The organism is Ruegeria sp. AF7 (genome assembly GCF_056541885.1).
The window spans coordinates 50,045-64,117 of the sequence record NZ_JBQFYX010000017.1; the positions used below are offsets into that span (position 1 = coordinate 50,045).

Annotated in this window: 10 protein-coding genes and 2 pseudogenes; 6 read left to right on the top strand and 6 right to left on the bottom strand. The window is 53.4% G+C overall.

The window, feature by feature from the left end; genetic code table 11:
- Nucleotides 1-286: 286 nt before the first annotated feature.
- From ACR0AP_RS17955 to ACR0AP_RS17965, 3 genes are all read left to right on the top strand, one after another.
- Complete coding sequence (locus tag ACR0AP_RS17955) at nt 287-2,422, top strand: Hint domain-containing protein (RefSeq protein WP_480508373.1); 2,136 nt, start codon at nt 287-289, stop codon at nt 2,420-2,422.
- A 284-nt stretch (nt 2,423-2,706) separates the two neighbouring features.
- A complete protein-coding gene (locus ACR0AP_RS17960; RefSeq protein WP_480508375.1) occupies nt 2,707-3,669 on the top strand; it encodes a LytTR family DNA-binding domain-containing protein in 963 nt (320 codons plus the stop codon).
- 1,596 nt (nt 3,670-5,265) lie between these two features.
- Entirely contained in the window at nt 5,266-5,880 is a 615-nt protein-coding gene (locus ACR0AP_RS17965; protein WP_480508377.1) for a DUF6778 family protein, read from the top strand.
- A gap of 102 nt (nt 5,881-5,982) precedes the next feature.
- Here the strand turns inward: ACR0AP_RS17965 and ACR0AP_RS17970 are convergent, their stop codons facing one another.
- From ACR0AP_RS17970 to ACR0AP_RS17990, 5 genes and pseudogenes are all read right to left on the bottom strand, one after another.
- On the bottom strand, nt 5,983-6,684 hold the full coding sequence (locus tag ACR0AP_RS17970; RefSeq protein ID WP_480508379.1) for an IS6 family transposase: 702 nt from the start codon (nt 6,682-6,684) through the stop codon (nt 5,983-5,985).
- Between the two features lie 173 nt (nt 6,685-6,857).
- Nucleotides 6,858-8,627: an adenylate/guanylate cyclase domain-containing protein gene (locus ACR0AP_RS17975; protein WP_480508381.1), complete on the bottom strand. Its 1,770-nt coding sequence runs from the start codon at nt 8,625-8,627 to the stop codon at nt 6,858-6,860.
- Nucleotides 8,628-8,821: 194 nt separating this feature from the next.
- Nucleotides 8,822-9,467, bottom strand: a pseudogene (locus tag ACR0AP_RS17980) (tyrosine-type recombinase/integrase).
- A 149-nt stretch (nt 9,468-9,616) separates the two neighbouring features.
- Nucleotides 9,617-10,081, bottom strand: a complete 465-nt coding sequence (locus ACR0AP_RS17985) for an OsmC family protein (RefSeq protein ID WP_480508383.1) — start codon at nt 10,079-10,081, stop codon at nt 9,617-9,619.
- Nucleotides 10,068-10,370 carry a winged helix-turn-helix transcriptional regulator gene (locus tag ACR0AP_RS17990; RefSeq protein ID WP_480508385.1) on the bottom strand — a complete coding sequence of 101 codons (303 nt, stop codon included), beginning with the start codon at nt 10,368-10,370 and terminating at the stop codon, nt 10,068-10,070. The genes ACR0AP_RS17985 and ACR0AP_RS17990 overlap by 14 nt, the downstream gene beginning before the upstream one ends.
- Nucleotides 10,371-10,510: 140 nt before the next feature.
- Here ACR0AP_RS17990 and ACR0AP_RS17995 point away from each other — a divergent pair, with 140 nt between their 5' ends.
- The 3 genes from ACR0AP_RS17995 to ACR0AP_RS18005 all read left to right on the top strand — a co-directional run bounded on the left by ACR0AP_RS17995 (nt 10,511) and on the right by ACR0AP_RS18005 (nt 13,817).
- Nucleotides 10,511-11,401 carry a DMT family transporter gene (locus ACR0AP_RS17995; RefSeq protein WP_480508387.1) on the top strand — a complete coding sequence of 297 codons (891 nt, stop codon included), beginning with the start codon at nt 10,511-10,513 and terminating at the stop codon, nt 11,399-11,401.
- Nucleotides 11,402-11,750: 349 nt separating this feature from the next.
- The gene (locus ACR0AP_RS18000; protein ID WP_480508389.1) at nt 11,751-12,767 is read left to right on the top strand and encodes an alpha/beta hydrolase family protein; all 1,017 of its coding nucleotides are present in this window, start codon (nt 11,751-11,753) and stop codon (nt 12,765-12,767) included.
- A gap of 330 nt (nt 12,768-13,097) precedes the next feature.
- Nucleotides 13,098-13,817, top strand: coding sequence for an NYN domain-containing protein (locus tag ACR0AP_RS18005; protein WP_113789668.1), 720 nt, complete (start codon nt 13,098-13,100; stop codon nt 13,815-13,817).
- Nucleotides 13,818-13,990: 173 nt separating this feature from the next.
- Here ACR0AP_RS18005 and ACR0AP_RS18010 read toward each other — a convergent pair.
- A pseudogene (locus tag ACR0AP_RS18010) lies at nt 13,991-14,073 on the bottom strand (integrase); the annotation flags it as partial.

Here is a 14,073-nt window from a genome sequence, read left to right on the forward strand (position 1 = left end):
GGATACAAGACGTCCTGCACCCTGATCGTCGGCGCCACGGATACGTTCCTGAAGCCATCCCATTGTCCCGAGAAAACACCGACCTCTGGGTCCTCCCATGTGTCGCTTCAATCCGGAGGTAATGCTGCACAACAGATTGACCGGGTTCATTCGTGGTCAGTCACATGATGGCGATAACTGTGCAGCCGATTGCCGAGGCTTCTTTTGCTTGTGACGCGGAGATCCTTCCCCGCGAGATCCAAACTTGGGGGCAACTAAATAGTTTAGAGCGTGAGGAATTAGGCTAATGGCGACAATCAACGGAGACGACAACGACAACGTCCTTAACGGTACCACTGGCAACGATACAATCAACGGCAATGGCGGCAACGACACAATTGATGCGGGCGCTGGCAATGACATTGTCGATGGTGGCGATGGTAATGATACCATCATTGGTGGGAGCGGATCTGACACCATCAATGGAGGTGCCGGAGATGACTATATCGACTTGCTAGATGCGTCTAATGCTGCACCAGATACTGTCGACGCTGGGTCAGGGAATGATACCGTAAGGGCCTGGTTTGGCAACGATACCATTGACGGTGGCGATGGAACCGACCTGATTGATTACAGCAGCATAGGGAAGGCGACCCCAGTTGACATTGATCTTGCCGCTGGAACCGCCGACATAATCGGCGCGACATTTGGCACCCAGACAGTCACGAATTTTGAAGATGCGACCGGGACGTTTGGCGATGATACAATCGCCGGGACGGACGGCGCCAATGTGTTGAGCGGTCACAATGGGGATGACATTCTTGATGGCCGTGGTGGTGACGACACGATTGATGGCGGGGCGGGCAATGATACCATTGACGGCGGCTTAGGGAATGACACGCTCGACGGTGGCGCAGGCGATGATACGGTCTGCGGCGGCGACGGGAACGATACAATTTCGGGTGGTTCCAGTGGCTCCGCTCCAGGTACGTTCAATCTCAACCTATATGCCCTCGACGAAATCCCAGGTGTACCGGCGGGCAGTACAAATGCTGCTGATGCTTTCAGTACGGGCGGCACGACAACCTTCGGGGGGGCAAGCGTTGTCGTAACGGTGTCCGATGACGACAATGCGCTGGAAGATTTCAGTGGCAGCGCCCTTGTCCCCGGCATTCCTGTGGACAGCGGTGGCCCTCAGGTCACGACAAGTGATGTCACGGTCTTTGGAACGACCTATACCGCAGGATCCGAATTCCATGCGGTAGCACAGGTCGAGTATGTCAACAATACAACAGGCGAAACCGGATGGGCTCAGGTCGTCTCTTTTGACCAAGATACCTCTAATAGTTCTTATCTCGTATTTCCAACGGATGTATCGCCCGGCGACGATATAACATTCATCCCAACAGACAACTCTCCGAGAGATGCGGCTACAGCCTTTTCGAGCGTTCAGGGTTATGACTATTCCTTGTTGGGGGATCCAACTTTAGGCGATGATACGCTTTGCGGTGGCGAAGGTGACGATACCTTCCTTGTGGTCGAAGGCAACGACACGATCACCGATTTCAACACCGGGAACACCGGATCAATCAGGGATGGCGATCAGTCGAATAACGACTTTGTTGATCTGAGCGGTTACTACAGCCAGGCCAATTATGACGCAGCAGTTCTTGCCGGGCACATCGACCCGCTTGTTATCAAGAACCCGCTGCAATGGCTGCAAGCTGACCAAGCCGATGACGGCATTCTGAACGACACCTTTGCAGGCTGGGACGCCAATACCACCCTGACATTACAAAATGGAGGTGTCCCCGTTGCGGGTTCAAATCTGACTTTCGACAACACGAACGTGGTTTGTTTCACCAAGGGGGCGATGATCCTTACACCCAACGGCGAGGTTCCGGTCGAACATCTCAAGGTAGGGGATTTTGTCGTCACGATGGACAACGGGCTCAAACCGATCCGCTGGATTGGTTGCCGGGAACTGAACGCTTGTGAACTTCAGACGATGCCCAATCTTCGTCCGGTTCTGATCCCGGCAGGCCAACTTGGCAACAAGCGCGATCTTTTGGTTTCGCGCCAGCACGGCATGGTGCTGGATACCCCGACTGGCGGAGGCGGTCAGCAATTGGTCCGGGCCTGCCATCTAGCAGAAGCGCAGGGGCCGATCCGTATCGCGAATGGAAAGAAGTCCGTCTGCTACTATCACATCATGTTTGATCAGCACGAGATCATCTTTGCCGAAGGTGCGCCAAGCGAAAGCTTCTATCCCGGCCCGATGGGGTTGCGGGCGCTTGGGCATTCCGCTTTCTGCGAGTTGGCGCAGATATTCCCTGAAATGAGACAAGTCCTGACCCAGTGCCGGGCCCCAGAGCTTGCCTACGGCGAACGAGCCAGAGCTTTTGCGAAACGCAAAGCCGTTCTATCTGTCGCAATGCACTGATTTTCGCTGAAGCTGCGCCCAAATTAGAGTGAAGAACAATATTCGGTTCTGACGGGCATTGGTTCGACACCGAATATCCGAATTGACACTCGATACGTCAAATTTGAGGGGTTACTCTGAAGCGGCGTTTATTGCCTTTAAGTGTCAATTACACAGATCTCACCACCTGAAACACGCCTCGTGATTAATGGTTGGTTGTCGGAACAAGTCGCCTTGATTAAATCGGGGCGGTCAGAAAAAGAGGCGGAAGCTATGTGCCGTTCTGATCGTTGTAAGTGTGCAATATGACGCAAAAGAATGCCGAGCTAAATGGCGATGCAGGGTTACCGGAAAAAAGAACCGGGATCTTTGCTCTGTATAAAGAAATATCTCGTCTTACTACGCGGGTAATCCGAAAACTGCAAACCGACCAAAAAGCTCTAAAACACGCTGCGGTAGAGTTATTTACGACTGATACGACGCAAGAAATAAGAAAGAAGCGTGAGTGGGAAGTCAGTAGGTTGTTCGGGCGCGTCGCGATGCAATCACCAGAGATCGTCGCCAGCTATCTGGTGTTATTGATATTTCTGCCTATCACCAGGCCATTCGGTAGCGATGCGTCTCAGTTGAAAATACTGGTTAGTCTTTTGTGGTTTTTCGGTACGATTGCTCATTACTTTTTTGCCACGCTAACTATTAAATACATCTTCTACTATGTAAGGTTTCGTTTCGGGCATTTTATTAGCCTCATAGCAAATGTGTGCGTGTATTCGATTATCTGCATTATTACACCAATTGTAGTGGTTTCATTTTTCCCAGAGCCAGTGAAACTGGAAGTATTGCAGATGTCGATCTGCTTTCCTTTGGTAATCGCGATAGGTGCCATTTCCACATACTTCAAATATGTAACGATTGAGCATCCGCTTTTTGTGCCGGAAAACGGATACCGGAAGTTACTTATTCACGTTCCCTTGGACAAGAGGGGGACGGTGTTATCCGTATCGGCAGAAGACCACTACATCCGGATAGCAACAACCGCCGGCACAGCCCTTGTCAGAATGGCCTTCACTGACGCACTTAAGCTCTTGGCATCCGAAAAGGGAGACCAATGTCACAGATCGCACTGGGTCTCTTTTGACGCGGTTCAGACTCTGGAAAAGCGCTCAGGCGGTGGCTGCGTCGCAGAGCTTCTTAACGGGGATCGGATTCCCGTTGCCAAGAGCAGGGCAAAAGAATTCCAGGCAATCCTATCATACAGAAATTCCTAAGCTTCCTGGCCAGTGTCTTTGCATGGGTCGAGATGTGGGTAAAGGATTCTCCGTGACGCAAACCTGCGCGCGACACACTACTCTCTCCTCTCCTGATTTGCTGTTTACAATCATTTTCTAGTCCGCGTGGTTCGCGATGTTATCGACCATTTCGCGTTAGCTATCAGGAGTTTAACGAATTTCGCAGGCATGCTGCGACAATCGGTTTTACACTGCTGCATTAACTTTCGAACATCGTTGCTGACGCGAAACACGCACTCCTGCGGTCAGAACGCGTCACCAAGAGTAAAGTAGGGAGCGCCCGAAGTTGCTCAGCGACGGTGCGCTCGTTTCGGGGATGTGAGGAATGACAGTTGCCAGCAGGATCACCACTGCACCTTCGTGTGAAATCAAAGTCGCGACCAACGGGTCGCGATGCCGCGCCGCTACGGATAAATGCGAAACCCCGGAAGAAAGGTCATGGCCGAGCGGATGGTGGTTGGTGCCAGCATTTTTCTTCGGTGCCTTTATATGGGGTGCCATCCTGGCGGTGGTGGTGTTCTGAGTCTGATTCCCGACATTCCCGGAAGGATCTGGAGTGTAGTTCAATGGTTTTCTGTGCCAGTTGCAAAGCGCAGCAATACCGCGACTACGTCCGGGAAACCGCGATAGCGCGACCGTTCAACCGTCGGATAACAGTCATCGTAGCTCTTATCATCTTGGCATTGGTGTGGGAGATTTTGACTGGGCTAGCGATAAAAGCGTTCTTTGTGCCTTTGTTCACATTCGCCGCTTTTCATTACCTTGATCGACAGGCCGCGATTTACAACTACCGGCACAGCGCATCACAGCGAACCCCTCAGTGCTGGCATCATCTTTATAAAGATGGGTTGCCGAATTGGTCATACTACCGTCAACACCGTCGCGCTCCGCTCTTTCGACGAGTTCGGCGGTAGCCTCAACCAAGCCAGTGCCAGGAAGCATCGCGGAGCCCTTGTCGCAGCCAACAGGCAGTTCGCGACTTTTCGCGGCAGTTCACGACAACGGGATTTACTAGATATTTCAGCCCAAGGCAGAATGGTCTCAAGGCACGCTGTCTTGCGGCTTCCAAATACAACACTGCATGTACCACTCACTCAACATGCGCACGCAGAAGGAAGTCATTATGCGGAGTGTCTAGCTGGCGAAGGTGGTGGATGTGCGCAACCACCTTCGCCGCAGGGGCGTTAGATCGGACCAGGGTAACGGTATTGGTGAGTAACAGTGGACAGCATCTCATTAAGAAAATTCGGTGGGTTGACGATCTGCGTTCCAAAAAATGCGTATAGTACAGTGCGCGGGCTGTTAACGACGCAAGAGATAGCAACTGCATCTGTTGCAGTGCCGGTTTTTGACGAACGGGACCGTTCAAAGAAACGCGATGAGCAATCTTTAATCTGCCAGTTGAATTTTCGCACAACCTCGACAGTGTGCTAGCACGATGCCCCGGACCGCAATTTTCGAAGCGGAAAGAGGAAGAATACACCTTTTTGCTCGAATTCATGAAGCCGTTTCTCGTCTTGCCAGCCACACCGAACGCACAAAGAGACTTCCTATTTTCGCAACGGTGGAGACATCATGAATACCGGGCTTGTACAAGTCGTTGCCTTGACGATAATCCTTCTTATGTCCGGCTGTGGTCAGACATGGCGCACTGATTATCATAAACCTCCGGATCGGCAGTTGGCCGCTCAATGGAAGGTTGTGGGTGTCGTATCGACAGTGCCAAGAAGCCTTTCTGTATCGGAGGCGAATACCTTTGCACCTGACGCTGATATTGTGTGGCGAGAAGACCCGCCCGGAGACAGATATGAACAAGTCGGCCGTATCATGCAGGATGCAGTTACGCGTGGGACTGTCGGTCTGCATGGTCAAAAAGCTGTTCGTGTAGAAGTGACAGTCAATCGCTTCCACGCCCTGACTGAAAAAACCCGCTACTCGAACTATCAGGTCGGTGTTCACAATATCGGTTTCGCGATCCGTGTCATAGATGCACATTCTGGCATCGTGCTGGCGTCGGAAGACGAAGTTGATGCCGATCTGATTGCGTATACGGGATTGCAGGCACTTGAAGCCGTCAGGCGCGGAGAAACGCAGCGGGTTCGCATCATACGCCACGTCGCCGCCGTCGTCGCCGGTTGGCTTGGAACAGGGCCGGACGTACGAGGTGCCTTCTCGCGGTCGGGCAGATAATCAGACCGGCCGTGTCGCATGGATCGTTTCATCAGCGTGGCCAGGTGATTGGGTGTTGTCACGTTAACCCCCGAACAGCCATGGAATACTGTTTTATGAAATTCAGGCTGTTTGAGTGGCGGCATTCCAGGCGTAAATTGCTTCGAGGCGGTGATATCGGATTGTTAAGGCGGAGCGACGGCGAGCGGAGACGCTGAAGCAATTGCGGATTGCTGAGTGGGTCGCTACGAACCTTTGCAACCCTCCTGGAGAACGATGGCCTTGCATCGTCCTTTCCCTCTTTCGGAAAGGGAGATGACTGTTTTCAGCTCGATTGTTGAGGCCTTTGTGCGACCAATGATCCAAACCTTGCGCGACCTCTCGCTTGGCGGCACCATACGAGCGTAGTTTGTCCGTAATGACCCGCTTGGGAATGAAACCAAGACACTTTATCAGGCGGCGCAACAGCCGTTTTGCCGCCCATTTGTCCCGCCTGGGTTGGAGGATTTCCTCCAGCACGACGCCATGCTGATCAACCGCACGCCAAAGCCAATACTTGCGCCCCGCGATTCTCACGGCAACTTCATCCAGATGCCAGACATCACCTGGACGGTTCCGTCTCTGCCGCAGATTTCGAGCTACCGCCGGCCCGAATTTGATGACACAACGCCGGACAGTTTCGTAAGAAGCATCGATCCCGCGCTGCAGCAGCATCTCTTCAACTTCCCGCAAGCTAAGATTAAAGCGAAGGTACAGCCACACCGCGTGCGCAATGATCTGAGGAGGAAATCGGTGACGCTTGTAGCAGATTGATGATGACTTCACCGACGTCACCTACCCCCAAATCATATCATCGGCAACCGAACGACAGTTAACTTGACAACACCGTCAGTTCAGCCCGTCTCTGATTTTGTGCTTGCGGCGAACGGCAGGTTCGACGGGCCGCATTGCAGTATAGGTTGGTAAAGCTCAATGGCCGGTTTGGGCTAGACCCCACGTTAATCTGTCAAACCGGCAAGCCGCAGACCATCGGTAAGCTGCTCGAAATCATCTGGCCGCCTCCACATGGACTGAAATCCGCGTACTAAGCTTTCGACAGTGTCTTCGCCGGCCTCGATACCGCGGCTTGAAAACTCATCGTGACGTTCAGTGATGAACTCGCTCAATGTTGCTGAAGCTTCCTTGTCCCGCCCAAGCTGAGCATAGGAAGCCGCAACGAACGCCGTGGCTAGCGAGTTGAGCCGCGCTGCTCCCATCAAAAACCCGAGCGTCGCCTCAAAATTGCTGTTGAAGAATTCGATCTGCCCCATGATCCAGTCAATCGCAGGTGGATGAAGAGGGTCCATCCGCATCGCCTGCCCTACGACCTCACGCGCTTTCTCTGGGTAGCCGAGCAGGAGGAAAGCATAACCGCACCAAGCCATCGACTCCGCCTCGCTTTCTATCATTGAAAGTGTCTTGTTGAACTGTGCCTCGGCTTCATCCCAAAGTCCGGCACAAAGATAGGCAAACCCGAGTTGGTCCTGGATGTAGACGTCACGGTTGTCCAGTGCCACGCCCTTTCGGGCGATCGTCAAGGTATGGGACGGCGCATCGGGATCTGCCAATCCGAGCCAAAGATCAATCACATAGGTATCTGAAAGGTACATGTAGGATCGAGCGATGGACGGATCGAGTGCGATTGCCCGTTCCAGTAGGGCTCTGGCTTTGGTTGTGTCCCGGGCATTCAGGCTATCGCGGAGCGCCTTGCTCCTAAGCATCAATTCATAGGCCTTCATCTCGCCTGTCGACTTCTGCGCCGAACGGCCGACAACATCGTGTTGTACACGTCCCGGCAGAACCGCAACGATGCTGCGGGTCACCTCATCCTGAACGGAAAGAATGTCTTCCAGTTCGCGATCATAACGTTCGGACCATAGTTGCGCGCCTGAACGACCGTCAGCGAGCTGTACCGAGATTCTCACGCGGCTGCCAGCCTTCCGGACACTGCCTTCGACCAAGTAGTCAGCGCCCAAGGTCTTAGCAATTTCGAAAGGCTCGATATCTTGTGCTCTGAACCGGAAGGCCGCATTACGTGAAACAACCTGCAGTGTGCGAAATCGCGACAGACCCACTATGACATCTTCCGCGATGCCGTCGCTGAAGAAGGCCTGTTCTGGATCACCGCTCAGGCTATGGAAAGGCAGCACCGCAATCGTGGCTTTTCCGGACGACGCTGGTTGAGGCGGTTCCGGGCGCCTCTGAACTGACCCGCCAATTCGCCAGGCACGCACCGGCTCGGCGACGTTCCTTACATTATGAGTTCCGGCATCCTCCCAGGTGATTGGAAGATTATTGCCGACAACTCGATAAACCGCTTCGGATACCAGTATACCGCCGGGTGGGGCTAGCTTTTCCAGCCGCGCCGCGAGGTTCACACCCGATCCGAAGACGTCACCGTCGCGCATAATAATATCACCGAGAGTGACGCCGATGCGGAAGCGTATTGGATCGGGGCCTGCCACTGGCGTATTTTGCCATTTAACGGCACAAGCAACGGCATCCGCCGCACTTTCAAAGCTCGCCAGTAAGCCGTCGCCCATCTGTTTGACGATACGACCGTGATAAAGGTCGACAAGCGGCGCAGCGACGTTCTCGATATGAGCTGACAGCATTTCGAGAGTGCCAGCCTCGTCCCGTTCCATCCGACTTGTGTATCCGACCATATCAGCCATCAAAATGGCCGCCAGCTTTCGCCCCACGCTCGCGCCCCCCCTTTTCCGATGCATACAACTTGCCGAGGGATTAGACAAAGCGAAATAAAAACCAGGCCTCAATGACAGCTTCGTCCGCGGTCCCAACCTTCAATGTCCATTCGATTTTGCAATTGTTGCGAAGGTCTACTCTTACGGGCCGCGCCGCCGCATCGCCGCCAAATGGCCAAAGGCAACTGTGGGCCGCGAGCGACAACGGCCCGAAGTTGTTAGATTTCAACGGCCTCGGCGAAGGTTAGCGCTTCTTCAAGTTCGACGCTTAGGTACCGGACTGTGCTGTCCATCTTGGTGTGTCCGCGCAAGAGTTGAACCGCACCGCACGTTGCCGGTCTTCTTGTAAATCTGGGCTACCTTTGTTTACCTCATCGAATGCGTGCCAAATGCGCTCGCCTCTAGTCCGGTTGAAGTGGCCCAATCGCGGACGTTCCGCGGGTACTGGCGAGGTGTGATGTGAGGTGTGATATGAAGACGCTCATGGAAGCGGCCCGGCCAAAGGTACTCTGAGCCGATCATGAGTTCATCCTCCATCCACTTCTCGACCGAGGCGCTTGTGCCTTCGGATATCTCAAAGCGCACTGGTTTTTGCGTTTTGCTTTGCAATACGGAAGCCCGTTCTTTGATCTGGCCAGATGCCATGACGTCGACGACTTTCATCTTAACAAGGTCAGAGCCAAGCAGCTTGCTGTCGACCACCATGTTGAACAGTGCGAGTTCGCGATGATTTTCTGCCAATTCAAGACGAACACGGATTGTCCAGACATGCTTTGGCTTCGGCGACCGTTTTTGACCGACGATGCGGCCTTTTCTCCAAGCGGGGCGGAGTGAGCGAAGGGCTGGTAGGTTTGGTTTTCCCATAACTGACCCTCCGATCCGCCATGCCTCCCAGAGCGACAACGCGACGTTGACGAGGGACCTTATCACAGGATTGCTGCGCGGCCTCCCAGGTCAGCTCTGAGCCAATTTTGCTTGATGCAGCATTCTGCGAAACTGACCGTGAAGCCCAGTTATACCTCAGCCGAGTGAACTTCGATCCTCGTTTTGACAGAATTTGCGACGTAGCATTTCCCGTGAGCCTCGTGATGCAGACTCTTCAGAGTCTCCGGCAACGGCGGTTCTCCTGTCCAAGAAATATTCGGACTCAGATGAACTTGCGATAACCAAAGCTCCCCCTTTTCGTTTGCCTCCATATTCCCAATGGCTTTATCCAAATAAGAGGCGACCACATATCCGGCGCGGCGCGCGATTTCCAGAAACCAGAGCATGTGACAGGACGCAATCGCCGCGACCAGCGCCTCTTCAGGATCGATCCCCTCGGGGTTTGAGAATGGCGGCGGAACGACGAGCGGTGATGCCGATGCCTGACAAACAGCGCCGCCGTCAAATTCCCATCGGTGGGCCCGACTATAAGTGCCTCTTGCGAAATCGCCTGTCACAAAACTCCAGAAAATGGTTGCTTCATGGGTTGTCATTTCGATTCCCTTTATCGCCGGGATATAACTCTTCAGCCCATCTCTGAGAGAGCTTTCCAAGTGGCTTCAGTTTGACAAAAAGGTCGCGCCCGATTTCTGTCAGGCGGTATCCCTCGCTGCTTCCCTCGACAAAACCAGACGCGCGGAGCTCCCTCAATCGCGTGTTGAGCGCGGTTGGCGAAACGGTCTCACAACGAATTTGCAACTGCCGGAAGGTCAATGGCCCAGTTGCCAGCTGCCAGATGATGCCGAGCGCCCAGGTTCGCCCGAGCAGATCAAAAAGCGCCATGATTGGTTTGCCGGTCTTTGAGCCTCGGACAGGCTGTCCTGGGACGGGCATTTTTGATGGCATAGGCGGCCTCCCTGTTGCTATGTTTTTTGTAGCGATTTACTGCTACTAGTTATGTAGCGATTCCGTGGAGGCTTGTCATGTTGATTCTTCCTGTGCTGGCGGCGGTTAGCGCGTCTTTGGGATGGGCGACAGGCATCGTTTTGGCGCAATGGCCAGCGCGCCATTTGGGCGCTTTTGAATTCACCCGAATCCAACTGATCGCCTGTTCTGCGATACTCACAATTATCGTCAGTTTGCTTGGTTATTGGCAATCCATCAGATGGGAATACTGGCCTTCATTCGCAGCGAGTATTTGCATTGGGATTGTATTAGGAAATCTGACAATGATCGAATGTCTGCGCCGCGGAGGCCCGCGCCGCACCGAACTTCTCCTTTCTCTTAAGGCACCTCTCGTCGGTCTGATGGCATATCTGTGGCTCAAAGAAGCGCCAAGCACGAATGATCTGATTGGAGCAGCGATCACATTGTTTGGAGTTGGACTTGCGGTCTTTTTCGGGGGCGACAAGCGCTCCAAAAGCGATGTCACGACAGGTAGCTTGGCAACAATCATAGTTCTTGGCATTGCCGCGACAGCATTTCAGGGTTTTGGTTTCCTAGTAATGAAACCGGCAATGCTTGCGGGAGCTGAGCCTTTGGCCGCGTCCGCGCTCCGCCTGTTGGGGGCTGCATTCTTGATTTCTATTGTTGCTCTGTGGCCTACGGAAACATTCAAGCCTCAGACCGCAACGACACCCCTTCTGCTAGGTCGTACCATTCTACCAGGCTTCATCGGTTACGGCATTTCTTCAACTTTGCTGCTATATGCCTTTGAGTTGCTTGACGCGGGCATTGCCGCTGTTCTTGGCTCGCTGTCGCCCGTCCTCGTGCTCCCAATTCTTTGGTTTAAGGAGGGCTTGGTCCCACGCCTGCAAGCCGTTTTGGGGGCGGCCTTGGCAGTTGCGGGAACCGCTGTGATCGTGCTGCTGTGAGCCAGCACTTCAAGCTGCCGCCCGCGCAAGTGCAGCGAAAGCTGTCTTCGTCCCGCAAACTTCCAGTTTGAGCAAAGGTCGTCTTCGTGCCTATGGCTAAAGTTGGCAAAGCGGGTTGCAGCCACAGCATCTCGACCAATAGGTGAAGGGCAGGTTTGGGCCGTCCTCATCCCTCCGCTGCACGCCTGGCGATCGGATACTGCGACTGCTCCGAAGTCGGCACTGAGCCCACTTTGACCGATGCTGCGGTGTGGGCGAATGCCGGCTTCGAGGAACTTACCAACTGAGCAGAATGTTTATTGAAAATTCCTAGAAATTTCCAGAGCGTTGCCGATGAAGGAGACTCACGATGGTAAACTGTGGTTATCGAACCGGCGTGATTTGGGATGTGACGCGCTCAAATTGGCAAAACAATGCAGACCGCCCAATCGCTTGGTCAGCATGGTATCCAGTCGAAGATGTAGAGACAACTGAACGGCCTCCGGGGCAATTCTTTGAACTTGGAGAAGTTATCTGGGAAGCCACACTGGCCCCGAAGGAGACTTTTCCCGTCATACTGTTATCACATGGTACTGGTGGCACAGCTGAAAGCCTTGGTTGGATCGCCCGCGCGCTGGCATCGGAAGGCTATGCGGTCTTGGGCGCAAATCACCATGGCAACACTGGCTTGGAGCCTTATCGCGCCGAGGGCTTTCTTTGCTGGTGGGAACGAGCGACCGACCTGTCAATACTGCTTTCGGAGGTTGGGTCGAAGGGCTTCTTCGCCAACAGATTGGACCTCGATCAAGTAGCAGCACTCGGGTTCTCTCTTGGGGGACATACGGTCTTGGCCCTGTCAGGTGCGCGAACTTCTTTGGATGAGTTTGACGCATGGCGCAGGGCCAACGAGAATACTGAAGGTGGCCCGAGAGAGTTTCCGGATGCAGCGGAACAAATTCCAACGCTGATGGAAACTTCGGATGCATTCCGCGTATCTTGGGCACGTCATAGCAATGATTACTCAGACGTTCGGATTAAGTCTGTTGTTACGATTGCACCAGCGCCACCAATCCGTTCATTCGTTTCCACCTCAATCACTGAAATTCAGTTGCCTGCTGTTATCCTTACCGGAGGTGCCGATGATGAAGCGCCATCAGAGCATTGTGCCGATTGGCTTGCTTCACAGAACGACAAGTTCCATCTCTGCTGCCTTGGCCGACACGTGGGACACTACACGTTCTTGGATTTCCCTTCTGACAAGTCGCTCATTGGGAAAGAGGACATCTTTTCAGATCATGAAAGTGTGGACAGAAGAAAAATTCATAAACAGACAATAGAAATCGTAATTCAAAGCCTAAGGACGACAGTAAGCAAACGTGAAGCTTGACCACCTCCTGGTGGGAAAGCAGCCATTGGCGCAGCCGCAGCAAACGGCAACTTCGTCCGCTGCCCTGCCATCTGAGAAGCGCGTGGGAAGGTCCGGTTTGCGTGGTTTAGAGCCTTCTGCGCGAGCAAAAACTCAAAGTGCAGTTAAGGTCCGGTTGGGGCTCATAGTACCAATTCGGGCTTGTCGCAGAGAAGGGCAGATGCGAGCCTATCGCTGACCGCTAAGTAAACTCCAGGTCTCTGTTTTTGTGAGTGTTCTGGTTTTCGTGTCGGCAGTTCGATAAGTAGCGACAAGTTAAGACAAGAGTAGACAAATCATGGTGCCAACCAGATGACCGAACGTGCTCAACCGTTATTGGCGACGCTGATTGATGCCGACAACGTACCAGCCAAATTTGCGGAAGCAATTCTCAAGGAGGTCGCTTCAATAGGCGAACCCGCGCTTAGACGAGTTTATGGCGATTGGACCAGTAGTCGGTTGAAAGGTTGGTCCGAGGTAATCTTATCGCTGGGTCTTGTTGCACACCAGCAGACCGCCAATACGTCGGGTAAGAACGCATCCGATATTGGTCTTGTGATAGATGCGATGGACATCCTACATGGAGGTCGGTTCGACGGGTTTGTCTTGGTTTCTTCCGACAGTGATTTCACCAGTTTAGCCAATCGTCTCAGAGAGGATGGCTTAATGGTGATTGGCATCGGAGAGAAAAAAACTCCGGAGCCACTTCGGAACGTGTGCAACCGGTTCATTTTTATTGAAAACCTTGTAGCAGACGAAGGCGAAGCCAAGAAACTAGCTTCTGCAAAGGAGCAGCCCCAAAAAGCGGCAAAGTTACTCTTGGATGCTATGGCACGTATCCAACAAGATGACGAGTGGTTTCACCTTGGGCAACTTGGCCAGTCAGTAGTCGCTGCACATCCAGATTTTGATGCTCGGACCTACGGAAAGGGAAAACTGAGCGATCTCGTAGCTGCGATCAAAGGCTTCGAAACGAAGAGACAGGGCAACAGCCTCTTCGTTCGTTACGTCCAGCCAAGGGCAAAGTCCTGAGAATATCCACTTACCTTCAACCTGACTGACCGTTTTGTCCCGCACACTTTCAGTTTCTTGCGTTCTTGATTTTGCGGTTGCAGCGAATGGCAGGAATGGCGGGCCGCACCGCGGCGCAACCGCGGGTGGATGAACTGTGGCTAAAGGCCGCCCGCGTAGGCGACCCAACTGCACTAGATTTCAATGGCTTCAGCGATGGCCAAGGCATCCTCGAGTTCGACACCGAGGTATCGGACCGTACTGTCCATCTTCGTGT

What these genes read in the sequence shown, in the direction of transcription:
- ACR0AP_RS18005 (WP_113789668.1), top strand. Translation starts at nt 13,098, where the DNA reads ATGACCGAACGTGCTCAACCGTTATTGGCGACGCTGATTGATGCCGAC.
- ACR0AP_RS17990 (WP_480508385.1), bottom strand. Translation starts at nt 10,370, where the DNA reads ATGGCGCTTTTTGATCTGCTCGGGCGAACCTGGGCGCTCGGCATCATC.
- ACR0AP_RS17965 (WP_480508377.1), top strand. Translation starts at nt 5,266, where the DNA reads ATGAATACCGGGCTTGTACAAGTCGTTGCCTTGACGATAATCCTTCTT.
- ACR0AP_RS17985 (WP_480508383.1), bottom strand. Translation starts at nt 10,081, where the DNA reads ATGACAACCCATGAAGCAACCATTTTCTGGAGTTTTGTGACAGGCGAT.
- ACR0AP_RS17975 (WP_480508381.1), bottom strand. Translation starts at nt 8,627, where the DNA reads ATGCATCGGAAAAGGGGGGGCGCGAGCGTGGGGCGAAAGCTGGCGGCC.
- ACR0AP_RS17955 (WP_480508373.1), top strand. Translation starts at nt 287, where the DNA reads ATGGCGACAATCAACGGAGACGACAACGACAACGTCCTTAACGGTACC.
- ACR0AP_RS17960 (WP_480508375.1), top strand. Translation starts at nt 2,707, where the DNA reads ATGACGCAAAAGAATGCCGAGCTAAATGGCGATGCAGGGTTACCGGAA.
- ACR0AP_RS17995 (WP_480508387.1), top strand. Translation starts at nt 10,511, where the DNA reads ATGTTGATTCTTCCTGTGCTGGCGGCGGTTAGCGCGTCTTTGGGATGG.
- ACR0AP_RS18000 (WP_480508389.1), top strand. Translation starts at nt 11,751, where the DNA reads ATGGTAAACTGTGGTTATCGAACCGGCGTGATTTGGGATGTGACGCGC.